Source organism: Streptomyces sp. 147326, assembly GCF_045000215.1.
GTDB lineage: Bacteria > Actinomycetota > Actinomycetes > Streptomycetales > Streptomycetaceae > Streptomyces.
Map to the genome: position 1 here is coordinate 4,232,770 of NZ_CP134201.1, position 20,344 is coordinate 4,253,113.

Annotated in this window: 26 protein-coding genes and 1 tRNA gene; 6 read left to right on the top strand and 21 right to left on the bottom strand. The window is 68.6% G+C overall.

The genetic code is table 11. The features are described 5' to 3' along the window. Positions 1–19 precede the first annotated feature (19 nt). The 6 genes from RIU97_RS19005 to RIU97_RS19030 form a co-directional block, all read right to left on the bottom strand. Complete coding sequence (locus tag RIU97_RS19005) at positions 20–178, bottom strand: hypothetical protein (protein ID WP_404958311.1); 159 nt, start codon at positions 176–178, stop codon at positions 20–22. Positions 179–195: 17 nt separating this feature from the next. After that, the gene (locus RIU97_RS19010; protein WP_404958313.1) at positions 196–387 is read right to left on the bottom strand and encodes a mobile element transfer protein; all 192 of its coding nucleotides are present in this window, start codon (positions 385–387) and stop codon (positions 196–198) included. Between the two features lie 9 nt (positions 388–396). Further along, a complete protein-coding gene (locus RIU97_RS19015) occupies positions 397–1,086 on the bottom strand; it encodes a DUF2637 domain-containing protein (protein WP_404958315.1) in 690 nt (229 codons plus the stop codon). Positions 1,087–1,164: 78 nt separating this feature from the next. Beyond that, positions 1,165–2,529, bottom strand: coding sequence for an FtsK/SpoIIIE domain-containing protein (locus tag RIU97_RS19020; protein ID WP_404958318.1), 1,365 nt, complete (start codon positions 2,527–2,529; stop codon positions 1,165–1,167). A 2-nt stretch (positions 2,530–2,531) separates the two neighbouring features. Then, positions 2,532–2,870, bottom strand: a complete 339-nt coding sequence (locus RIU97_RS19025) for a hypothetical protein (protein ID WP_383199674.1) — start codon at positions 2,868–2,870, stop codon at positions 2,532–2,534. A gap of 139 nt (positions 2,871–3,009) precedes the next feature. Beyond that, the gene (locus RIU97_RS19030) at positions 3,010–3,789 is read right to left on the bottom strand and encodes a GntR family transcriptional regulator (protein ID WP_404958320.1); all 780 of its coding nucleotides are present in this window, start codon (positions 3,787–3,789) and stop codon (positions 3,010–3,012) included. 18 nt (positions 3,790–3,807) lie between these two features. On the opposite strand from RIU97_RS19030, the gene RIU97_RS19035 reads away from it, so the two are divergent. Both RIU97_RS19035 and RIU97_RS19040 read left to right on the top strand, forming a co-directional pair. Continuing rightward, positions 3,808–4,275, top strand: a complete 468-nt coding sequence (locus RIU97_RS19035) for an NUDIX hydrolase (protein ID WP_404958322.1) — start codon at positions 3,808–3,810, stop codon at positions 4,273–4,275. 92 nt (positions 4,276–4,367) lie between these two features. Beyond that, positions 4,368–4,634, top strand: coding sequence for a hypothetical protein (locus RIU97_RS19040; protein ID WP_404958324.1), 267 nt, complete (start codon positions 4,368–4,370; stop codon positions 4,632–4,634). A gap of 818 nt (positions 4,635–5,452) precedes the next feature. On the opposite strand, the gene RIU97_RS19045 is transcribed toward RIU97_RS19040, so the two are convergent. Continuing rightward, positions 5,453–5,785, bottom strand: a complete 333-nt coding sequence (locus tag RIU97_RS19045) for a hypothetical protein (RefSeq protein ID WP_404958326.1) — start codon at positions 5,783–5,785, stop codon at positions 5,453–5,455. Between the two features lie 773 nt (positions 5,786–6,558). Further along, complete coding sequence (locus RIU97_RS19050) at positions 6,559–6,951, bottom strand: type II toxin-antitoxin system HicB family antitoxin (RefSeq protein ID WP_404958328.1); 393 nt, start codon at positions 6,949–6,951, stop codon at positions 6,559–6,561. Positions 6,952–7,784: 833 nt separating this feature from the next. Between RIU97_RS19050 and RIU97_RS19055 the strand changes: the two genes are divergently transcribed. Continuing rightward, complete coding sequence (locus RIU97_RS19055; protein ID WP_404958330.1) at positions 7,785–7,910, top strand: hypothetical protein; 126 nt, start codon at positions 7,785–7,787, stop codon at positions 7,908–7,910. Between the two features lie 546 nt (positions 7,911–8,456). On the opposite strand, the gene RIU97_RS19060 is transcribed toward RIU97_RS19055, so the two are convergent. Continuing rightward, positions 8,457–8,900 carry a hypothetical protein gene (locus RIU97_RS19060; protein ID WP_404958332.1) on the bottom strand — a complete coding sequence of 148 codons (444 nt, stop codon included), beginning with the start codon at positions 8,898–8,900 and terminating at the stop codon, positions 8,457–8,459. A gap of 30 nt (positions 8,901–8,930) precedes the next feature. Next, positions 8,931–10,469, bottom strand: a complete 1,539-nt coding sequence (locus tag RIU97_RS19065; protein ID WP_404958334.1) for a restriction endonuclease fold toxin-2 domain-containing protein — start codon at positions 10,467–10,469, stop codon at positions 8,931–8,933. A gap of 311 nt (positions 10,470–10,780) precedes the next feature. On the opposite strand from RIU97_RS19065, the gene RIU97_RS19070 reads away from it, so the two are divergent. Beyond that, positions 10,781–10,841: transfer RNA gene (locus RIU97_RS19070), tRNA-OTHER, on the top strand. Positions 10,842–11,231: 390 nt separating this feature from the next. Here RIU97_RS19070 and RIU97_RS19075 read toward each other — a convergent pair. The 3 genes from RIU97_RS19075 to RIU97_RS19085 are packed head-to-tail and all read right to left on the bottom strand — an operon-like array spanning position 11,232 to position 13,401. Next, complete coding sequence (locus tag RIU97_RS19075; RefSeq protein WP_404958335.1) at positions 11,232–11,669, bottom strand: NUDIX domain-containing protein; 438 nt, start codon at positions 11,667–11,669, stop codon at positions 11,232–11,234. A gap of 48 nt (positions 11,670–11,717) precedes the next feature. Beyond that, entirely contained in the window at positions 11,718–12,527 is an 810-nt protein-coding gene (locus tag RIU97_RS19080; protein ID WP_404958337.1) for a hypothetical protein, read from the bottom strand. Further along, positions 12,511–13,401 carry an aldo/keto reductase gene (locus RIU97_RS19085; RefSeq protein WP_404958339.1) on the bottom strand — a complete coding sequence of 297 codons (891 nt, stop codon included), beginning with the start codon at positions 13,399–13,401 and terminating at the stop codon, positions 12,511–12,513. The genes RIU97_RS19080 and RIU97_RS19085 overlap by 17 nt, the downstream gene beginning before the upstream one ends. Before the next feature lie 218 nt (positions 13,402–13,619). Here RIU97_RS19085 and RIU97_RS19090 point away from each other — a divergent pair, with 218 nt between their 5' ends. Then, positions 13,620–14,480: an XRE family transcriptional regulator gene (locus tag RIU97_RS19090; RefSeq protein ID WP_404958341.1), complete on the top strand. Its 861-nt coding sequence runs from the start codon at positions 13,620–13,622 to the stop codon at positions 14,478–14,480. On the opposite strand, the gene cutA is transcribed toward RIU97_RS19090, so the two are convergent. Continuing rightward, positions 14,477–14,794: a divalent-cation tolerance protein CutA gene (gene cutA / locus RIU97_RS19095; RefSeq protein ID WP_390796354.1), complete on the bottom strand. Its 318-nt coding sequence runs from the start codon at positions 14,792–14,794 to the stop codon at positions 14,477–14,479. The genes RIU97_RS19090 and cutA overlap by 4 nt on opposite strands. A 176-nt stretch (positions 14,795–14,970) precedes the next feature. Here cutA and RIU97_RS19100 point away from each other — a divergent pair, with 176 nt between their 5' ends. After that, positions 14,971–15,444, top strand: coding sequence for a hypothetical protein (locus RIU97_RS19100; protein ID WP_404958344.1), 474 nt, complete (start codon positions 14,971–14,973; stop codon positions 15,442–15,444). Between the two features lie 65 nt (positions 15,445–15,509). Here the strand turns inward: RIU97_RS19100 and RIU97_RS19105 are convergent, their stop codons facing one another. The 7 genes from RIU97_RS19105 to RIU97_RS19135 all read right to left on the bottom strand — a co-directional run bounded on the left by RIU97_RS19105 (position 15,510) and on the right by RIU97_RS19135 (position 20,259). Beyond that, on the bottom strand, positions 15,510–15,863 hold the full coding sequence (locus tag RIU97_RS19105) for a hypothetical protein (RefSeq protein WP_404958346.1): 354 nt from the start codon (positions 15,861–15,863) through the stop codon (positions 15,510–15,512). A 149-nt stretch (positions 15,864–16,012) separates the two neighbouring features. Then, complete coding sequence (locus tag RIU97_RS19110; RefSeq protein WP_404958348.1) at positions 16,013–16,663, bottom strand: response regulator; 651 nt, start codon at positions 16,661–16,663, stop codon at positions 16,013–16,015. Next, a complete protein-coding gene (locus tag RIU97_RS19115; protein WP_404958350.1) occupies positions 16,660–17,367 on the bottom strand; it encodes a sensor histidine kinase in 708 nt (235 codons plus the stop codon). Before RIU97_RS19115 ends, RIU97_RS19110 begins: the two co-directional genes overlap by 4 nt. 267 nt (positions 17,368–17,634) lie before the next feature. Beyond that, complete coding sequence (locus RIU97_RS19120) at positions 17,635–17,766, bottom strand: hypothetical protein (protein ID WP_404958352.1); 132 nt, start codon at positions 17,764–17,766, stop codon at positions 17,635–17,637. 113 nt (positions 17,767–17,879) lie between these two features. Further along, complete coding sequence (locus tag RIU97_RS19125) at positions 17,880–18,704, bottom strand: hypothetical protein (protein WP_404958354.1); 825 nt, start codon at positions 18,702–18,704, stop codon at positions 17,880–17,882. Then, positions 18,701–19,234, bottom strand: a complete 534-nt coding sequence (locus tag RIU97_RS19130) for a SigE family RNA polymerase sigma factor (RefSeq protein ID WP_404958356.1) — start codon at positions 19,232–19,234, stop codon at positions 18,701–18,703. The genes RIU97_RS19125 and RIU97_RS19130 overlap by 4 nt, the downstream gene beginning before the upstream one ends. 125 nt (positions 19,235–19,359) lie before the next feature. Beyond that, positions 19,360–20,259 carry an expansin EXLX1 family cellulose-binding protein gene (locus tag RIU97_RS19135; RefSeq protein ID WP_404958358.1) on the bottom strand — a complete coding sequence of 300 codons (900 nt, stop codon included), beginning with the start codon at positions 20,257–20,259 and terminating at the stop codon, positions 19,360–19,362. Positions 20,260–20,344: the final 85 nt, after the last annotated feature.

A 20,344-nucleotide genomic window follows, 5' to 3' on the forward strand; every position in this document is an offset into this window, starting at 1 on the left:
GTTCTCCTTCCGGGGCGGGTTACTTGTTGATCGCGGTGTCGATGGCCGGGGCGAGGAAGCTGTCCGCGAGGAGGAAGCCGCCGATGAGGATCACGGCGACGAGCCAGAGCGGCGGGCGGACGAGCTTGTAGCCGAGGACTGCGACGACCAGGAGGGCGAGCCAGAGCGGGATGTCCATGGCGTTGGCCTTTCGGGTCAGCTGACGCGGCAGCGGTGGGTGCGGGCGGCGAGCTGGGCGGCGGTGGAGGAGGTGTAGTCGGAGGACCAGCCGCAGGAGTCGGCGGTGCAGACGGCGGCGTCCTTGGTGCGGCCACGGCGATCGCGGTAGGTACCGATCTGGACGGGGCCGATCTTCATCACCGAGCGGAAGTTGATCCGGGCGGGCATCGGGCCTCCTCAGGCGAGCTGGGCGGCGATGGCCTCAGCCATCGGGGACGGGACACCGAGCCGGGCACGGAGCGTCTCGGCGTCGATGTCCGAGCCGGTACGGGTGCGGTGATCGGCGGCGATCTTCTGGGCATGGGCGACGAGCGCGGGCGGAGCGCTGACCACAGCTGCCGGGGCGGGTGCAGGAGTCGGAGCAGGCGCGGGCGCAGGCGTAGGGGCAGGCAGGGCGGGAAGCGGGTCGGCCTGTACGCCGGGTTCTGTCGCCCGCTCGACCACGGGCAGAGGTACCGGGACGGGCTCAGGCTCGGGATCCGTGGGGCTGGGCGGTGTAGGCCGGTGGACCAGGAGCGTGCCGCCGAGGAAGGCAAGTGCGGGCCATCCGGCGACGAGGATCCGGAGCCAGTCCGGGACGTCGCCGAGGTCGAGGAGGCCGGCGGTGGCGACGTTCGCGCCGAGCGAGGCGGCCAGGGCGACGGCGAACCAGGACCAGGCGGAGCGGGCGGACTCCCCTGCGTCCCGCAGGCTGCGTAGGCGGTGCCAGGCGGCGACGAGAAGGAGGTCCACGCTGACCGGGTAGGCCCAGGCCTTCCAGCCGTCCTGTCCGGCAGCCGCCGCGAGGTCGTGAAGGTGGGCGAAGGAGAGGGCTCCGGCGATGACGGCCTGGACGAGGACGGCGTCCGGGCGGACCAGGCGGGGCATGGTCTTCACCTCCTTTCAGGCATGGGTGGGGTAGGGACCTGGCGCGATGAGGTCGCGCCGACCGGATGGGGCGAGTGATCAGAAGGCAGGCGCCGAAGCAGCCTTGGGCTGGACCTTGCCGACGAGGACGCGAGCCGGACGCTCGGGCCGGAAGGGGTCCAGTTCCGGAATGCTCGGGGTGCGGTGCGCGTGGGCGTTGCAGATGTCCACGGCCTTGCGGAGCGTGGTGTGCGGGGCCCGGACACGGGACCAGCCGCCGGAGGAGTCACCGGCCACGGCGGTGCCGGGACGGTCCTTGTCGATCAGGACGGCAGCCAGCACGGCGTCTGCAGAGATGTCCCCGAAGGCCATGTTCGCCGAGGTCTCGTCGTTGACCCGGTGCGCGGTACGGCCGGTGAGCTGGGCGCGGAGCATGGTGATCCCCTTGCCGAGCTCGGAGCCGAAGCGCTGGCCGCAGATCTCCAGGTAGACGCCAGCTGCCCGGCCGAGCTGGGCGAGGCGGACCAGGTCGGTGACGATCCGGTCCCGCCGGGGCTCGTCCGCTTTGCTCGCGGCGAGAGCCAGCTCTGCAACCTCGTCCACCAGGATCACGACGGGTACGGGGCGCAGGTGTGCGGGCAGGTCCCAGATGTCGGCGGTGATCTCTGTGTCCGGCAGGGCGACGCTGATGCGCTGTTCGGCCCGGATGAGCTGATAGACGCGGGCCATGTACTGGACGAGTGCGGCCAGGAGTTCGGCGGCATCATCCGGGTTGTCTGCCAGGGCGGTGAACCGCGCGGCCAGAGGGAAGAGTTCGACCCCGTTCTTGCAGTCGATGCCGACGAGCGCGGCCTTCTGCGGTGCCAGTCCGGCGGCGAGTGTGCGCTGGTAGACGGACTTCCCGGACTGGGTCGCGCCGACGTTCAGGGCGTGCGGCACCTGCCGGTAGTCCCGGTGATGCACCGTCCCGTCCTCCCTCAGGGCCACGGGCACCCGGAGCCCTTCAGAGGGCACGGCCGCCGGCATGCGCACCCGCTTGAGTACGTCGTAGCCGGTCATCCGCAGCTCGACGACGCCGGAGCGGATCTCCTGCGAGACGACGTTGTGGACGGCGAAGGAGTGCCGCAGCCGGTCGGAGGAGGCGGAGAAGTCGAACGCGTCCTGGCCGGGGCGGAGTTTCACCCGCAGGACCAGCCCTGTCGCAGTGGGCTTCAGCCGCAGGATCCGGGGCGAACGCGCTTCCGGGACCGGGCGATTGGCGACCCGGGCGAGCGCCATCCGCCAGCGGGAGGGCGGGACGGTGAGCCCGCAGGCGTCCATCACCGAGCGGTAGCGGATCAGGACGCGGACCGTCGCGAAGGTGACCCCGAAGGTCATCCAGTACCAGGTGGGCCGCAGCCAGCGCAGGACGAGTACCAAGGCCACGGCGAGGACCACCAGCAGCGTGATCCATAAGGCGTCCATCGTCAGCCCGCCTTGGCGAGCGAGGTGACGGCGACGGCGCGGAAGCTGATCCCGTGGCGCTTCTGGCCGTTGAACTCGTTTTCCCACGGGCGGGCGACGAGGCCGGTCAGCGCGACCGGGGTACCCATGACCAGCTCGCCGGAGACATCGGCCTCCGCCACGGTCACGGACACGACCTCGGCGTTGCCGTTCATCACGAACAGCACGTCGACGGTCATGAGGTTGCCGCCGGTCTCGTTGTCGACGGCGACCTGGCCGGTCTTCTTGTCGCGCATCTTCAGCTGCGGGGGCTGGGCGACCATCACGGTCGCGCCGGTGGTGTCGACGGGAATCTGACGCACAGCAGATCACCCCTCTATAGGGGTGCGACTCCGTCACTCCTATATAGGAGTGACATGAAGAAGAGTGCCTGACTCCTATACATGAGTCAACCCGCCGCGAAGAGAAACTCGCAGCGGGCTGTGGGGAGTTGAGCGGGCGTCAGTCGCGCGCAGGGATTCGGTACTCGAAAACGAACTGGTCAGCGGCCATGAGCGTGTCGCAGACCTCCACCACGCGGCCCTCTTCGGTGACGGCGTTGCGCAGCAAGTGCACCACCGGAGCTCCAGGGGTCAGAGACAGCTCGGTCGCTTCCGCCTTGGCAGCCGGCCGGGCCTGGAGCGTCTCCACGAACTCGGCGAAGACGTGGCCGTGATCCTCAAGCCGGGCGTAGATGCCACCAGGACCGGGGTTGTCGGCGAACAGCTCGGGGATGTCCCTCGCGACGTCCCACGGCAGGTACGAGGTAGCCGTCTCGACCGGAGTCCCGTCGCGGAAGTACAAGCGCCGACGCGCGAGCACCTGAGTTCCCACAGCGACGCCGAGCCGCTCCGCGATCTCCTCCGGAGCCTCCATGGGCCCCCGGAACAGCATGCTGACGCCGGCTTCAGCGCCAGACTGCGCGGACTCGGCCAGGTAGGCCGCCTTACCCTCCTGCCGATGCGTACGCCGGAAGCGGTCCGAGGACCGGTGCCGTACCGGCGGCCGGGCCTTCACCAGCGACCCCTTGCCATGACGCGTCTCCACGAGCCCGCTGGCCCGAACCTCCACCATCGCCTTGCGGATCGTCCCGCCCGCGACGCCGTAGCGCTCCACGAGCTCGGACTCACTCGGCACCATGTCGCCAGGACCGAGCACTCCCGCCCGGATCTGCTGGACGATGTCGTCGGCGATCTGCACGTACCGAGGTACGGCCCTGCCACCTCCTACTGCGGTTCCCATAGTCCTTCTCTTCCTCCTATGCTCCTGTACATGAGTACGGGTTCCCCGCAGGCCAAGTCAACGCCACTGCACTCCGTGTCCGTCGCCGGGGCGGTGCTGCGCGAGGACGGCCGACTCCTGGCGATCCGCCGAGCTGACAACGGGACTTGGGAACTGCCGGGCGGAGTACTCGAACTCACCGAGTCCCCGGAGGCCGGCGTCCGCCGCGAGGTCCTGGAGGAGACGGGCATCGAGGTCCAGGTCCAGGAGCTCACCGGGGTCTACAAGAACACCACCCGCGGGATCGTCGCCCTCGTCTTCCGCTGCATGCCGACCGGAGGCACCGAGCGCACCTCAGAGGAGTCGACCGCGGTTGCCTGGCTCACCCCGGAGGAGGTGTCCGCGCAGATGTCCGAGGTCTTCGCGATCCGCCTCCTGGACGCCCTCGACGACGCAGGCCCCCACGTCCGCAGCCACGATGGCAGCCGGCTCAAGGCGTCCGCGTGAGTACTCCGGAGGGGAAACGGCGAGCTCCTAGGCCGATCAGCGAATTGCGAGACGTCTACGACTTCCTGGACGACGTGCGTTTGAGGCCGAGCATGTATGCGCCTCACAACTCGGTCACGCACCTGCACTCGATCTTGTTCGGGTTCGACGTTGCCATGCAGATCAGCGGCAACCCGGACGGCACTCCCTTCCGTACGTACGGGCCCTTCGCCGAATGGCTTCGCGATCACATCGGGGAGGGCTGCGGGAGCCTGACCTGGGGATACGCCATCGAGCTCACAGCCGAGGACCGAGGCGTACCGGCCATGGACCTCTTCTTCGAGCTGCTCGACAAGTTCCGAGCCGAGGCCGCGCGGTAAGAGTTTCCCTACTTCATCAAGGCACCCGCCGCGCACAGCGCGGCGCGCGCGGCCCGTCACCCGGGCCTGCGCGCCTGTCTCCGCCCCGCTCCAGCCCGGCCGCCGGCCGCACGCCTACGGCTCGGGTAGATGGTGGGAGAAACCCGCTGTGGCCGGGGCGGTCGGCTCCACGGCTTTAGGCAGCCACTTTGGGGCGAGCCTCTAAGATCACGGCCCCAACATCGTGCTTTACGGGCAGGTCCACAGACTGCCCGACTCGCCAGCAGCTTAAGGGGCCATGATCACTCACCCCAAAGCAGCTCCAGCCCAAAGCCGCTCCACCGAACTGACCGCGGCCTGGGGTGAGTTGAGGTCAAGGACTGTGCTGAAGACCGGTGGGTGCTGGGGGCCTTCGCCGGCCCCCAGACCCCCGCTTCGGTCGGTATCGACCGGCGCGAGCAGGTCTCGTCGTGGCTCACCACCGTTCGCGCCGGACGACACCGCCCACCTGTCCCCGTGGCTGGGGTGAGTTCGGCGACGAGGCCCGTCCAGGGCGCCCCGCCTGCAACCATGGCTACGCCCCCCGCGACCACCACGACTACGCCGGCTGACGCACCCAGGGCCCCGGCGCGAGTCGGGGCCTCGGGTGGGGTGGCAGGTGCGGCAGCGCTGGCGCAAGACAGCAGCGGTGCCCTCCGCTTGGAACTCTCGGCACCCTCAAATTTCGTGTGGGTCGACGGCAGACGGGATGACAGCCGGGGCGAACTGTGGCTGAGCTAGCCAGCAGCTTCGACACGCTCGACGTCAGGCAACGCGCCCGCTGGTCCAGTCAAGGCCCCTCAAGTGCAAGCAACGCACACGCCGAGGTCAGCCGACAGGAACACCGTGCGCGCTCGATCGGGGCCCAAAATCATTGCCATGTGGATCTGCGCGTCCCCTGCATCACGGAGGGCGTCGACCACCTCTGCGACCCCTGTCGTCGGCGAGATACCCGCCTCCATCAGCCCTTCGAGGCGCCAATGCCACGTGTCCCACAGGATCCGTGCGGAGACCGTCTTCCGCCCCTCGGAGAGCCACTCGAACTTGGCGCCGCCAAGGAGTACGGCTCGTGCCTCACGCGCCCAGGCGCCGTTATGTGAAGCCAAGGCTGCGGCCAGCTGCTCACGAGTCATGGCGCCAGGATCTCGTGCCCCTTGCGTGCCCGATCTAGCGGGGTGCCTCGGTGACTGACGGCGTCGAACGGGGAACACGTGTGGAAGTGGCCCCTGACCATTCTTCCTGATCAGGGGCCACTCATATGCGGTGGGTGTGGGATTTGAACCCACGGTGACTCGCGCCACGACGGTTTTCAAGACCTTCACAGCCGAGCATCGCTGAGAGTCCTTCGCCGTCGGCAGGGTTAGGCTGCCGGCAAGCTCTCCCAGGCGCCCCCACTCTCCTCCAGATCCCAACCCTCCACAGCAGCCCGATCCCTCGCGGCCGACTTACTGCTGATGGGTTCCTCCCTGTGTGTGGTCGAGATAGCGAAGTCAAGCTACGCATCCGGCTCCACATGACGGAGCTCAAATACGACGTCACCTGGCATGCCCTTGCTCCAAACGAGGTGCATGGTCACTCGCGGCAATCGTCTGTCTTGTTCCTCGGCCATGACGTGAGGCTAAACGTCGACGCCTCAGTACTGCGACCTGGCGCGCCAAAGTCGATCTGCCTTACTGCTCGCGCGCAAGTGACAAGCACCCTCCCAGGCCGTGATGGGGTTGTCGTGAGGGAGCCCAGAAGTGACCAAGTGACAACTGACTACAGCTCAGCCGCTGGTCAGCGCGTTGGTCGGTTGTTCACCCGGAGGTTCAGAGTGGCGGGGCAACACTCGCAGGAGAACAGGGTGCATGCGCAAGTGAGGCCCCCGTCTCTAGCCCTGACGGGGACCTCTTGGCCTTGCTGCGCGCTACTTCTTTGGAGCTAGCTTCGCAATGTATTGATGCGAGACCCCAAGCATGGCTCCTGCGTCTCTAACTGTCACTTCGCCAGTCAGGAGCCGCGCAGCTTCCTCAAGTGCATCTAGCGCAACGGCAGCCGCGCGCTCTGCTTCCTCCCGGGTCTTTTCCACCTTGGCGATGGCCTCGGCCATCTTGGGGTCAGCTGGCCTTAGCGCGATGTCGAAGGATTCCTCTGGAACGTCCAGTAGTAGGGCCACTACGTCCTTCGTCATCCTTTCTGCTTCGGGCCATGTTCGACCCTGCGTGATCCCGGCGTGGTTCGCCGGAAGGCCCTTAACTTGAACAATCCAGTACTTTCCGTCATGCACCGCAAGCGCGTCATACGTAAGCTTGTCGCCCATTTCTCCTTCCCTTCCTGTTCAGATCGCCGAACTGATGAGAGTCTGATCGTTGGGGGATGCCGAATAAGAGTCGGCATCCCCCGTGTCGATCAAGCCCCCTTTGCCGCCTGGATCAGATCCAGAGCCAGTCCTTTGGCGATCTCACTGTGTCGCGGGACAGGGAGGAGCACGCCGTTAATCGCGTACACCTCGTGGCGCGATCCCTGTCTCACGAGCACGAGATCCACCCCCTTACCTACGGCTACCTGCCGCAGTTCACGGAGTAAAACTCGTTTCTGCATGCGTGCAGACTAGTCGAGTGGTCATGTCCTGTCTACTTCAGGCGACATCCAATGGTCGCTGGTTGGACGGTTGCCGTCGCCAGGGAGGGCTGTACTGACCTGCACGCCAAGGTCGAGGCTTGGCGGTTGATGCCACCGGGACACTCGCGAGAACCTCCGTGTGAGTGCCCCTGAGTTCATCCCGTAGCGGAGCTCTCCGAGCATCCTGCGTTGTTGCCTCATTCAGGTGCGGTAACAACATTGACGACAACAGCCGCCAGACAGCAGCGCATAGGAGACACGAGGCGGCAGGGAACGTGAGCTTGCGGCCTATTTATGGACTGCCACGGCGGGATTGAAGCCGCCCACACCCCTCGACCTGCGGATACACGGAAGAAGTGCGGGGCCTGGTCGCTGCGAGGTCGGCACCGCTGTCCTGATCCCGAGGGCAGCACGGTCTGGGAGGGCGCACAAGGTCGTTCAGACAGTGGGGTGCTCCACCTTGTGCGCCCTCCCAGACCGTGCAGGGGCGGTGCCCATCAGGGCAACGGCACCGACCTCGAGGAGCACACCATGGCCTGCACCGACCCCCAGTGCGACGGCGGCATCATCCCCAACCCGTACTCGGACGACCCCGAGGACCTGACGCTCTGCCCCGGCTGCAACCACGGGTACGACCCCCGCGAATACGCCGGCTGACCCAGCCGCGGGCCTCGGCGCGAGTTGGGGCCCGCAGGGTTGGCGGTACAGCAGCGGCGTACCGCAACCACCGCAACCTCCCCCGGTCGCCAGTACCCCGGCCAGGCCGTGAAGCAGCCGGTATGACCGTCGCTGACCGATGTGGCTAGAGCTACGGATCAGAGCATCGTCGTGCCCTTCCAGTTCGCTGGAGAAGCGGCAAGGAACAGCGGTGGCAGCGCTCAAACGAATGACCCCTGACCGTTCTTGCTTGTCAGGGGTCATTCATCTGCAGTGGTTGCGGGATGGTCACCGCCGGACCCGAGCTGAGGTCAAGGACTGCGCTGAAGACCGGTGGGTGCTGGGGGCCTTCGCCGGCCCCCAGACCCCCGCTTCGGTCGGTATCGACCGGCGCGAACAGGTCTCGTCGTGGCTCGCCACCGTCCGCGCCGGACGACACCGCCCACCTGTCCCCGTGGCTGGGGCGAGTTCGGCGACGAGGCGCCGTCCAGGGCACCCCGCAAATTCTTGCGGACCGCGGCGGCTGTTGTAGCGCCCTCGGTGCACTCAGTCCAGGCCGAGGGTCTCAAGGTGGGCGAGGAAAGCCGCGACGAGCCGGGGACGCGTGACGTCAGGTACCGGGGAGTCTGGGATCTGTCCCTCGATTCCCCAATCGGTGTTGAAGGTGATGGCTTTGTCCTGCGGCACCACTGCGTCCCGGAGCCAGACAGCGAAGTTCGCGGCCGCGTGGGCGGTGCAGTCCCTGATAGCCACCCCCTCGGGTGTCAGCGCTGCGAAGCCCTCCAGCACCTCGTCATCGAACGTGATCCCGAAGTGCAACGAGGCTCTGCGGACCGGCCCCGTGCGGCCTTCGTCGAGCCTGAGAAACTCGTCCGGGTTTCGTGCGAGCAGGTGAGACCTGAACCCCTCGAACGTGAGCCCCCAGGTTTCCCCGTCGGCGGGGCTGAAGACGTACATGGTCCGGAGCTCGGCCAGGTCGGACGGGTCCAATTACTTTCTCCTGTGACGTGGGGATGCGGATCAGGGAACGTGGCGGGCATAGCCCTTGACACCGTAGGCGGCCATCATCACGCGCCAGTAGGAGACGGAGTCACTGTTGTTGGTGGCAACTTCGACTCCACGCATCTCCGTGTTTCGGGGGTCTCGGAGAGCCGCCGCGTACTTGGTCAGCTCCTCACGGTCCCCGATGTAGAGAAAGTCCTTCTTGCCAGTCTGATGATTGGCGCGGAGCTCGTCCAACGACCGATAGCACGGCTTGTTCGGTTTGTTGACGTACTTCGCCTCGACTGCCATCCCGTCGCTGTCGCGGAAGCCGTCCACCATCAGCGTGCTATTGGGGCTGATGCCTGTTGGGATGGGGACTTCGTATTCGGGGTAACCGGACACCCTCAGCTGGTAGGCCACAGGTCCCCCTGTGCCGCCCGAGACGTCCCCCGCCCGCAGCGAGTTCAGCCAGGTCTGGAAGTTCTTCTGCTGCGGACCGGTCAGAGGCGGGAACCGGGGGTCGGAAGGCGTCGGCGGCGGTACCGGCTGGACCCGAGGGCCGTTCGGCACGCGGTAGCCGACCGGGACAAGGAGGGGTACGCGGACGAGGGGGGCCAGGAAGGGCGGTAGCGACGGCAGGAAGCCGCCGCCATCGGGCTGTGGCATGGGGACACGTGCCTGGGAGCTGTCCATGGCGGGCGGGATCTTGCCCAGACTAGCGATGCGCATGTCGGCGGAGACCAGCTCGTGCAGACCACCGTCGTGACCATCACCGCCAAAGCGGGCGCGGTCCCAGGGGAGCAAGGTGTCACCCGTGATGGGGTTCGACTCTTCGGGTATGCGCTTCGAGGCGGTTTCGACATGGTCCGCATAAGCCTCGCAAGCGTTGGCGATCATGCGGCATGCGGTGGGGAGGTTCGCCATGAGGGTCTCCTCCGGCCCCACTTCGCTGGGCGGCGGGGTCTTGCCCACGAACAGCTTGAAGAAGCCCTCCACGGCGGTGGCAGTCTCGCCCTGTTGGTTGGTGGTCGCGGTATTCCACGCGGTCTCGGAGTCCCAGTAGGCATCTTCGAGGATCTTCGCGGCCGAGTTCCAGACCTTCGCCGTCTTGCGCAGCTTGTCGCGCTGCCCGTGAAAGCGCTCGTCGAAGAGATACTGATCGGTCCAGCTCGTCTTCCCGACAACCTCGGGGAGATCCTCAGCCTTATGACTGGCACGTGCGTTGCAGTCGGGCCCGGACGGCTGCGAGCCGATGGCTGGAGCGGCCGGGCTCTGGTCGAGGAGGGCCGCCGCGATCGCGTTGTCCTGTCGGATGAAGTCCTCAGCGGCCTTGAGGAGCGTGCCGGCGCCGTTCGCCATGACCTGGTGCGCGTGGCCAGCCGACGCAAAGACGGTCGCTACCGCCGGCTTATACACGGCGGCGAACGCCCGCCCGGCTCCGTCGTCTCCAGCCATGCCGCCGTGCTGACTCAGTTCGGTGAACAGCAGACCCAGCATGTCGTAGATGAGGTCTCTCAGGTCAACCATGGACCAGGACGCGTTGACGAAATTCTCTGTCCGGTGTTCCAGATCCAAGGCTCCCCCTCCTGATGCCCGCTGCGTCTGAAACCGTACACGTGTGATGTGACCTGCCTCTGAGGTCGGGACAGGTTTCCGCCACCCCGACCCCGGGGCGAAGGTCTGCTCTACAGATCGCTGGAGGAATGGTCACCTTCAGGTACCAGCGCCCTTGGCCTCCGGATCTTCCCCAGTGGGCAACCTTGGGACCGTGACATCCATGCCATAGCCGTGCCAGGTAAGGCGGGAAGCATCGGTCAACGGCGGGTACCGAAGTGAGCCGCAAGGGCGACCCGGTGCTCGTTTTAGCTGGTCAGGGGCCTGGTGGCGCGGATGAGATCGGTGATTCCCAAGCCTATAGCGCGGGTTCGATTCCCGTCATCCGCTCCACGACAAAGCCCCAGGTCAGCGTCCTGGGGCTTGTTTGTTGTCTAGACCTATCGAGGCCCGCGTGCCATAACTGCCCTAACGGGGCGTCAGGTTGTTGCCGCGCCCCTCGCGCGCATCACCAGTCCGGCAGCCACCAGCTGGAGCCGGACAATGGCGCCAATGTCGTCAGCGAGCCTGCACTGGCGACGGCCCAGGGGCGACGCCACGCTTGTGATCCTCCTCGACACCCTGCTGCTCCCAGTGGTCACGACCCGGCAGTCACACAGCACCCAGCCACCACGACCAGCAGGCAGACGCCGCCGACCGAGCGGCCGGGAGGCGCGGCGCCGACCAGGCGGCGGCACACATCTCAGCGCGGGCCCCAGGGGCATGTCGGCGCACTCGAAGGGCTCAGAGCGCCGCCTCCCCTCCGAGGCTTCCGGCCTTGATGGCGCCCCGCAGGACATGAGCGATCTCCTCGGGCTTGAGGTCGATGCTGTCGACCCCCTCCGTGGTCAGCGGGATCTCCTCCAGCGCGTATTCGCCGCGTCCCTCGGCGCTGAACTCGGGGCCGGTCCGGTCCTCGAAGGACCACGTCGCGATGCGGGCGAGGTAGAAGAGCTGACGCTCGTCGTCGGACTCCATCGTGTGCAGGAGGCGGACGATGTCGGCCTTCCCCGCGATCTCCTCGTGGATCTCCCGGTGGAGCGCGGCCTCCCGGGACTCGTCGCTCTCCTCGACCCCGCCGCCGGGCAGCACCCAGTACACGGGGATTCCGGGCTTGGTGCGGCGGATGACCAGCATCGTGTCGTCCGCGGTGACGAGGACGGCTCGGACTCGTTCGATCATGTCGGTCTGTCTCCTTCGTTGTTGACGCTCAGCGAGGAAGGACGCCCGTCACTCCCCCGCGCGCTGGCGCAACAGTGGAGCCAGCTCCCTGTACCAACCGCGGCCGACGGCCTGGAGCATTTCGGCGAGGGCGATCTGTTCGCCGATCCGGCCGGCGGGGGTGTCCAGGACGTCGGCGAATTCGATGCGGATGCGCGCGGCGACGGCGGGGACCCGGAGGCTGTTGACGTAAAGCATGGCCGGGTCGTAGCCGACGGGGACGGCGCCCCACCGTTCCCAGTCGAGGATGACGAGGGGGTGGTGCGTGAGGTTGGCCCACTGGAGATCGGCGTGGCCGGTGACGCGTTCCGTGAGGAGCGGAGCGGGAATGCCCAGGAACTCCGGGAACACGCGGTCCGCCCAGGATTGACGGATGGTCTCGCGGGGCGGCTCGGCGGAGCTGAGGGCGTCCAGGCTCTCCCGCAACGTCGCCCACCAGGAGTCCGGGAGACCTGGGTCGTCCGTAAGGTCGGGGGTTTCCGGGGAGATGACGGGCTGGGCGACGTAGTCGATCAGCTCAGCCTCGAAGACGTACTCCCCGCGCCCCCATCGGTACAGGTCGTGGAGGTGGAGGCGGGACACCTTGTCCGAGACCCGTTCCTCGGCGAGCGCGATGCCCTCGTTCCGGGTGGTGGGGGTCTTGGCCGCCTCGCCGCAGTGGACGCGGAGCCAGTGGCCGCCTTCGGTACGGGAGCCGATCGTCCGGCCGAGCCATCCCCAGGACAGCGGGCCCGTCGGAGCGGTGGCCAGGTGTGAGGATGCGGTGGCGAGGGCGTCCTCCATGCGGGCCCTGGTGGTCTCATCATTGGGCGAGTACATCGGTGACCCTCCTGAGCTGGTCCGGTTCGAGCGGGGAGGCGATGGCTTCCTGGGCGGCCTTCCAATGCTGCGGCGTACTGGCGGACAGCAGTATCACGTCCAGGCTCGGGCAGGACGCCGCAACCAGGAGGCAGGCGGCAGCCGTGCTGGTGCCGGGTCGGATGAACTTGGTGAGTTCGGGTGTGGCCAAGTCGAGGAGTTCGCCGCCGTGCAGGGGAGAAGAGCCGAAGGTCAGCAGGCCGGCGGCGCGGGCCTGGACGAGCGGGCCCCGCCGGCCGAGGGCGAGGGCGATCGGGCGGACCATGACTAGGCTGACCGGCTGCTGGATGGCGCCGAGGTGGTGTTCACCCGATCCAGCGGCCTCCTTGGCCAGGGCGAGGAGTTCGGGGACAGTGAATGCCTCGTGCTGGAATCCGGACCAGGTGGCCACTCCGTACCCGGCGATGCGGCCTTCGGTGGCGTACTCCTCCAGCACGGCGAACGCATCACGCAGCCGCGCGTGCAACACCGCACGGTCCTGGTCAGCGTGCTCGGGGTTGTGCACGAACACGATGTCGGCGCGGCCCAGGGCCGCGAGGGAGCGATCGGTCTGCCAGCGGGCGAAGCCGGGGTGGAGGCTGTGGCCGACGGCGGCTTCCTCCGGCGTGAGGAAGCCGGCCGCCACCGCGGCCTCGCCTTCCTGCCGGGTGAAGAACCCGGTCTTCGTCGCGACCATCGCACGGGGGTAGTCGGCGATGACCGGGCCGAGTGTCCGGTGGGCCCTGGCGTAGTTGGGTGCCGTGTCCAGCCAGACCAGCCCGTCGGAGCACGCGGTGCGCGCCGACTCCTCGACGGTGCGCACCCGGTACGTCCCGAGCCCGAGGGCGGCGGTCACCTGGCGCCCCGATCACTGCGGCGGCCTGTCCACCGACCAGGGCCGAGACGACCTCGGCGCTCTGGGCAACGGTGAGACCGGATGCGGCCGACCAGGAGAACGAAGTGTTCGACCGCCGCGGATTCATGACGGCTTCGGCCGGCGCCGGGATCGCCGTCATACAGCCCTCTTCCCTGCTCTCGTCAGGACGGAGGATCGGAGCAGACGTTCCAAGGCAGTTGAGCCAGCGCACCGCCCGGCTCCGGCGCCTCGACGACTTCGTGGGCGGTGGCGACACCTACCAGATGTACGTCCGCGAGCTGGCGACCACGACCCGTCTGGCCGACGAGGGGGTCTACAGCGAGGCGACCGGCAGGGGGCTGCGGGGAATCATCGCCGAACAGGCTCAACTCGCAGGCTGGGCGGCATACGACGCGGGCCAGTACGAGGAGGCCCGCGGGCACTACATGACCGCCTTGGCCGCATCACGCAAGGCCGAGGACAGCTCTCTGGAAGGCAACTCGCTGGCCTTCCTCGCGTACCTGGAATGGACCGTGGGTGGCGACTCCGGGATCCGCTTCGCCACGGCCGCGTACGAGGCGCTCGGTTCGGGGACGGCACCCGTCGTGCGGGCACTGCTGGCCGACCGATTGGCCTGGCAGCACGCGACCTCGGGGAACGCCCGGGAAGCGGACTACGCGCTGGGCCTCGCCGAGGAGGCGATCCACGAGCCGGGCGACGAGCCGGGCCCCGACTGGGCGTACTGGGTGGACCGCGACGAGATCGCGATCATGACGGGCAGGTGCTGGTCGGAGCTGCACCGGCCCCTGCGGGCGATCCCGGCCCTGGAGGACGCCCTGGGCCGGTACGACGACTCCCGGTCCCGCGACAAGGCGCTCTACCTGTCGTGGCTTGCGGCCGCTTACCTGGACGCCGGCGAGATCGAGCACGCGACCGCGATCACGACCCGGGTGTTCGACCTCTCCGAGGGACTCGCGTCGATCCGACCGATGGTTCGGGCCCGCCTGATGGTCAAGCGACTGGAGCCCCACCGGTCCCTCGCCCCGGTCGGTGCGCTACTGGAACGGGCCAAGGGTTAGCGGGTGGCCCGAGTGATCCAGTCCAGGTACTCCGCTCGGCCGGCGTCGATGGTGAAGGCGATGACCTCGGGCGAGTCGTAGGGATGGTTGTCCACCAGGTGCTTCTCCAGCGCTTCGCGCCGGTCACCGGCCGTACGGAAGGTCACCTGGAACTCGGTCCCCTCGGAGACCTCTCCGAGGTGCCGGTACGTCGTCTCGATGGGTCCGGTCACCTGCCCGGAAGCGGCCAGATTCGCCTCCACTGCCGAGCGCGACAGCTTCCGCGCGGCGTCCTGATTGTCCACGGTCGTGATCACGATCAAGAAGTCAGCCATGGGGGCAACGTACCTGGCCTGGCGACGCGTTGGCCTGCACAAGGCATTGATTCCGGCGAGATCGACGAGAACCGATCACACCGGGCGCCCCGCACGACCCCGGCGCCCTTACGCGCTCCTGGCCGAACGGGTGACGCGAGCCTTTGCCGCCCCTGCCGGAACCCTAATTTCGGAGCATGAACCTGAAGAACGGGAAGAACGATCACCGCATGACCAGCGCTGGCATCGACCTCGACGCACTCCCTCCGGACACCCTCGTCACCCAGAACGGCAAGATCACACCGATCGGCGAGTTGGTCATCGAGAAGATGGCTAAGGATCTGGCCGCCATCTGTCAGCAATCCCGAGACCCGCAGGCTGCGATGAAGGTGCTCCAAGAGATCATCCCCGAGCAGATGAGGAAAGTCGTCAGCCAGCCCGCCTACGACGAACCCAGTGCGCTCCGCGCAGCCCTGACCGGCCTGGCCGGGTCCCAATGCCTTGAGCGCCGTCCGGGCCGCGATCCTCTGACTGGCCACAGGGACGACGGTCAGCCCGAGACCGACGCGACGTTCTTCGATCGGCTGGTGTGCACCCAGCAGCATGGCCACAGCGGCGACCACGAAGACGCCCTTGAGCGAACCTGGCAGCAGGCGGAGCTTTCGGTGTGACCTTGCGGTTCTCCAGCGCCTTGTTTCGCGCTAACCGCATGGGCCCGATGCTCGTCGCGAACCCATCACGATGATCCGGGCGACCGACGCTTCGCAACGCAGTCAGACAGGCCCGTGAACAGAGCACACGGCATCGTGGTCTCCGTGATCGCGTGGACGGTTTGGAGGTCGGCGTAGGGGTTGATGGAGAAACTCAGGTTCGGCTCGCGACTCAACCTCGTCATGGTCATCGGCGCGAGCGCGACGAACTCGTTCGTCGGCTCCCACATGGGGCCGAACACATCGCCCCAACACCTGAGATCCGGCAAATCGGTGCCGCTGACATCGACGACCAGGACAGTCGGCATCAGCTTCGACTGCCTCACCTTCCGCTTTTCCCTCAGCACGTTGCGCGCCACTACCTGTGCCGTCGCGATCATGTGAGGGCTGTTGCACGGCGCTGCCATCCTGCTGACGCTTTCGTTTGGCGTGACCCGGATGGTCACCCACGCAGCAGGTAGGCCACCACCCACGCCGGCCACCGTCACCATCACCCGGCAGGACGGGGGCCAAGTCACCGGCATTGCGGCTAAGGGCGGTGCCGGGGGCGGTCCCGAGGGCTCAGCCCGTCCTCCCGCACCCGCAGGGCTAGGTCGATCTTCGTGTACGTCGGGCGACCGGCCCGCTGGTACTTCTCCTTGACCCGGTCCAGGTAGTACTTGGCGGTGTTCGGACTGACGCCCGCCCGCCGCGCGGTGGCCTTCGGGGTGAGCCCGGAGGCGTAGTCGAGCAGGACCTGGAGCTCGCGCGGCGCCAGCTGCGGCCGGGCGGGGCCGGTGTCGTGCGCCCAGGCGAAAGCCAGCTCGACGGAGTGTGCCGTACCGCCCCCGGCCACCGCCTCCACGGCGCCCACCAGCGTCTCCAGGGAGTGGTCCTTGGTGAGGTAGCCGTCCGCCCCGGCCGCCACCGTCCCGACGATCCGAGCCCGGTCCGCGACCGTACTGATCACCAGCACCCGGCTGCGCGCCGCACACAGCCGCCGGACGTTCTCCTCGGGGACGGAGCCGTCGCGCAGCACCAGGTCGAGCAGCACCACGTCGGCGGGCCGGCCGCCCACCGCGAGCAGCTCGTCCACCGTCTCCACCGCGGCCAGCAGCCGTAACCGCTCCACCCCGGCCAGCCAGGAGGGCAGGCCCTCGCGCAGCATCCGATCGTCGTCCACCACGGCCACGGTGATCACGCGGGCCACCGCAGCTGCACGCTGGTGCCCTCGCCGGGGGCGCTGTCGATCTCGGACTGTCCGCCTATCTCGGCCAGCCGGGCGTGGATGGAGCGCCGCAGCCCGGTCCCGGCCCCGGACCCGTCCGGCGTGCCGCCCCCCGGGGCTCTCGGGTCGAAGCCGGCGCCCCGGTCCACCACCGTGACGGACACGCCCTCGCCCACCCCGACGGCCGTCAGGAAGGCCTGTCCGGTCTCGGCGTGGCACCGTACGTTGTTCAGGGCCTCGGACACGGCGGCCGCGAGGGCGGTGGCCACGGGGCGGGGCACCGCCGGCAGTTCGCGGTACTGGGCGGTGACCTTCAGGCCCAGGCACTCGGCCGAGTGCACCGCCTCCTCCAGCGCGGTCCCGACGGCCACCTCGGCGGCCTCCGCACGGGCGGCCTCCGGGTCGTCCTCGCGCTGGATCAGCCGCCGCAGGTACGCGGCCTCGCGGGCGCACCGCTCGCGCACCAAGGGCGCGTTGGCGTCCACCCGGCCGGCGGCGATGGTGGTCAGCGTGGCCAGCACGGTGTCGTGCAGGGCCCGGTGGTGCGCGATCCGCTCCGCCTGCCGGGCCCGCGCGGCCTCGGCGGTCAGCGCCCGCCCCTTGGCCTCGTCCAGCTGGGTGCCCTGGCGGCGCAGGTACCACCAGAAGACCCTGGCCATCACGGCCGAAGAGAGCACCGAGTTGAGGTGCCCGACGAGCGCGGACCCCGGAGCCGCCTCGGCGCACAGGGCGGATCGGTCTACAACGGCGCTTCCCTCATCCAGGCCAACGGCTAGAGCTGCGCCACCTTCACGTGGATCTTCCAAAGCGGTGAGAAGGGCGACCACTGGGAGATCAAGGAGGTGGGCACCGGGCTCTGCCTGAACGACACCGGCCGCCGCTCGCCCGTGGTGTTCGGCGCCTGCAACGTCGCCCAGATCGGCTAGCAGCTCCGCGCGAAGCCGCTACACCGCGGTGCGGAGGCCGTCGAAGGCAAGTCCTACGACGGCCTCCGCCAGCCGTTCGGCGTCCCCGCGGGACTCCGGCTGCGGGCTGTACCACTCCACCAGCGTGCGCCGACGTTGTATCCCGCACATGAAATCGCCGTCCGCCCACGGGCCAGGGAAGCGGGACCACACAGCGCTCGGCGAGGGTGGGGCGGGCGGCGCGCAGGTGCGTGGGTGGCTTCGACCCGGCTACGGGCACGGCCTCATCGTGTCGGGGTGAAGCCGCCCCAGACCGAGAGTGCGCCGCGGGGACCGTTGGCGTCGACGCGGTAGCCGTCGTGCTTGGCCTCGCGTTCGCCGGCGGCGTGGTTGTACTGGCCGGCGAAGACATGCTGTCCGGCCGGGACCGTGCGGCCCGGCTTGAGAGTCCAGCGGTAGACCACTGCTCCGCCCTCGTGCTGCACGGTGACGGTGAAGTCGTCGGCGGGCAGCGTCCGCCAGCTGCCGGTGCTCTGCACTCCGCCGGTCTGCGTGATGCGTAGTTCCATGGTGAGTGCGGTGAGCGTCTGGGTGGTCTTGAGGGTGATGTTGCTCTGCGCCCAGTAGGTGTTGCTGCCCGCGTCCAAGGAGCCGGCCGACCACAGGGGCCCGTCCTGGACGTGCGCGCTGCCGGGCCGGGCCGGGCCCGCGCTGCCTGACGTCGCAGGGCTGGGGCTCGTCGAGGACGGGCGGTCCGGCGCGGTCGGGCTACCGGTGGTGGGCGCCGACGGCGTCGGGTGGGGAGTCCCGGGCGCGGATGGCGCGGACGGCGCGGACGGCGTGGACGGCGCGGCGGGGGTGGCCGAGATGTCCGGCCGGGCCGGCGGGGACTGGACGATGGCGGCGACGGCGAAACCACCGACCGCCAGAATGCCGACCGCGGCGAGGGAGGCGAGCGCGACCCTGGGCCAGGGCCTCGTGCCTGATGACTCGCGGGGACCGGCGGGGGCGCCGGACATGCCGCGTTCCACGCGTGCCAGGATCCGGGCGCGGTCGGGCCGGTGGGCCTCGGCGGCTGCGCGCAGCCGCCCGGTGAGCTCCTCGTTCAACGGCTCCTCCTCCCCGCCAACAGTTCCCCGGCTGCTCCTGTGCTGCCCAGTATCCGTTCCAGTTCGGCCATCCCCTTCGAGGTCTGGCTCTTCACCGTACCGACCGATATTCCGAGCGCCAGAGCGGTGTCCTTCTCCGACAGGTCGAAGGCGTGCCGCAGGACCACGCATGCCCGCTTCCGGAACGGCAACCGGGCGAGAGCAGTACGCACATCCACCACGGCGGCCGCGTCCGGGCCATCCAACGGCTCCGCGCCGCGGGACCAGAACAGGGCGATCCGGCGGCGCTCGCGAACCGCGCTGCGGATCCGTGACCGTGCCAGGTTGGCGACCACTCCACGCGCGTAGGCGAGTGGGTACTCGGCCTGGCGCAGCCGGTCCCAGCGCTGCCACAGTGCGATCAGGGCGTCCGCGGCCAGATCGTCGGCACCGTCCGCCTCGCCCGTCAGGAGATGGGCGAACCGGGCGAGTTCGGCGTAGTGGCGTTCGAAGAAGTCGTGGAACTCCGCGGACGCGTCATCGAGGACCATGTCCCTCGGTCGCCCCCTCCGCAAATGTGTGCGTCAACATCCGGCGCGCAGCGTAACAGTGGCCAGTACACCCAGGGCGCTCCGAAGCGGCGGTATCCCAGCCGCCGCCCGGCCGCGGTGCGGTGTCAGTGCGGGGCGAACTGGACCCGGGTCGGTTGTGCGACGTTCGGCAGCAGCGCGGTCCCGTCGACCGTCAGCTGCTCCCCGTAGATGTCGGTGATCCTCATCGCGCCGCCGCACCCGCTGCCGTCGGCGGAGAGGAAGTAGTTGTAGTCGGTACGAGGCAGCCTCCGCCAGCCCTTGGTGGTCCGTACCTCCAGCCGTGCGACCGGGTTCCGGTGGTCGATCACCTGGATGCCGCACCAGTGGGGGTTGGACCCGGCCTTGTACCGGACGGAGATCGTGCCGGACGTCTGGGGGCTCAGCAGGCTCCAGGTGATCGGGATACGGCCGAGCTTGGGATCGGCCAGTTTGGCGAAGGCCTGTTCGCTGACGTCCAGTTGCCCGGGTGCGCAGGGCAGCGGGCACTCGTTGGTGATCCGGACCGTGATCGAGGCGCCGCTCGCGGCGCGGACGCGCACGTAAGCGCCGCACGCCCTGGACGATTCGTAGTCGGTGGTGTTCATCGCCGCGATCATGAGGTCGTCGCTCGGGCCGAACAGGCAGGCGCCGTTGCCGTCGCCGGCGGCGTAGGCGGTGGCGACGCCCTTGTAGGTGGTCCCGGGCTGGATGCGGCCTGCCGACGGTGCCGTGCTGGACGCCGCCTGCGGGGTTGCCTTCGCCGAAGGCGGTGGCGCCGCGGTGGTCGTACCGACGGCCGCGGTCGCGGTTGCCGCGGCATGCGAGCTGTCCGTCGGGGGCGCGGAACTCGTCGGGGTCGAGGGCGTGGCTTCCGGGTGGGTGGCGGCGGGGGCCGCCACGTCGGCTCCGGTCTCGGCCTTGGGGCCGGGGCCGGGGCCGGGGAGCATGGCCGTCACCAGGCAGACGAGGATGCCCGCGGCGGTCAGCGCCGTCGTTCCCGTCATCAGCCTGTGTCTACGCCTGCGCTGCCGCGCGGCCTGCCGTGCAGTCTGCATGTCCGTCCGTTCGAAGATTCGAGTCGAGGTGCAC

What these genes read in the sequence shown, in the direction of transcription:
- RIU97_RS19005 (WP_404958311.1), bottom strand. Translation starts at nt 178, where the DNA reads ATGGACATCCCGCTCTGGCTCGCCCTCCTGGTCGTCGCAGTCCTCGGC.
- RIU97_RS19010 (WP_404958313.1), bottom strand. Translation starts at nt 387, where the DNA reads ATGCCCGCCCGGATCAACTTCCGCTCGGTGATGAAGATCGGCCCCGTC.
- RIU97_RS19015 (WP_404958315.1), bottom strand. Translation starts at nt 1,086, where the DNA reads ATGCCCCGCCTGGTCCGCCCGGACGCCGTCCTCGTCCAGGCCGTCATC.
- RIU97_RS19020 (WP_404958318.1), bottom strand. Translation starts at nt 2,529, where the DNA reads ATGGACGCCTTATGGATCACGCTGCTGGTGGTCCTCGCCGTGGCCTTG.
- RIU97_RS19030 (WP_404958320.1), bottom strand. Translation starts at nt 3,789, where the DNA reads ATGGGAACCGCAGTAGGAGGTGGCAGGGCCGTACCTCGGTACGTGCAG.
- RIU97_RS19035 (WP_404958322.1), top strand. Translation starts at nt 3,808, where the DNA reads ATGCTCCTGTACATGAGTACGGGTTCCCCGCAGGCCAAGTCAACGCCA.
- RIU97_RS19040 (WP_404958324.1), top strand. Translation starts at nt 4,368, where the DNA reads ATGTATGCGCCTCACAACTCGGTCACGCACCTGCACTCGATCTTGTTC.
- RIU97_RS19045 (WP_404958326.1), bottom strand. Translation starts at nt 5,785, where the DNA reads ATGACTCGTGAGCAGCTGGCCGCAGCCTTGGCTTCACATAACGGCGCC.
- RIU97_RS19050 (WP_404958328.1), bottom strand. Translation starts at nt 6,951, where the DNA reads ATGGGCGACAAGCTTACGTATGACGCGCTTGCGGTGCATGACGGAAAG.
- RIU97_RS19055 (WP_404958330.1), top strand. Translation starts at nt 7,785, where the DNA reads ATGGCCTGCACCGACCCCCAGTGCGACGGCGGCATCATCCCCAACCCG.
- RIU97_RS19075 (WP_404958335.1), bottom strand. Translation starts at nt 11,669, where the DNA reads ATGATCGAACGAGTCCGAGCCGTCCTCGTCACCGCGGACGACACGATG.
- RIU97_RS19080 (WP_404958337.1), bottom strand. Translation starts at nt 12,527, where the DNA reads ATGTACTCGCCCAATGATGAGACCACCAGGGCCCGCATGGAGGACGCC.
- cutA (WP_390796354.1), bottom strand. Translation starts at nt 14,794, where the DNA reads ATGGCTGACTTCTTGATCGTGATCACGACCGTGGACAATCAGGACGCC.
- RIU97_RS19100 (WP_404958344.1), top strand. Translation starts at nt 14,971, where the DNA reads ATGAACCTGAAGAACGGGAAGAACGATCACCGCATGACCAGCGCTGGC.
- RIU97_RS19105 (WP_404958346.1), bottom strand. Translation starts at nt 15,863, where the DNA reads ATGATCGCGACGGCACAGGTAGTGGCGCGCAACGTGCTGAGGGAAAAG.
- RIU97_RS19120 (WP_404958352.1), bottom strand. Translation starts at nt 17,766, where the DNA reads ATGTGCGGGATACAACGTCGGCGCACGCTGGTGGAGTGGTACAGCCCG.
- RIU97_RS19130 (WP_404958356.1), bottom strand. Translation starts at nt 19,234, where the DNA reads ATGGTCCTCGATGACGCGTCCGCGGAGTTCCACGACTTCTTCGAACGC.
- RIU97_RS19135 (WP_404958358.1), bottom strand. Translation starts at nt 20,259, where the DNA reads ATGACGGGAACGACGGCGCTGACCGCCGCGGGCATCCTCGTCTGCCTG.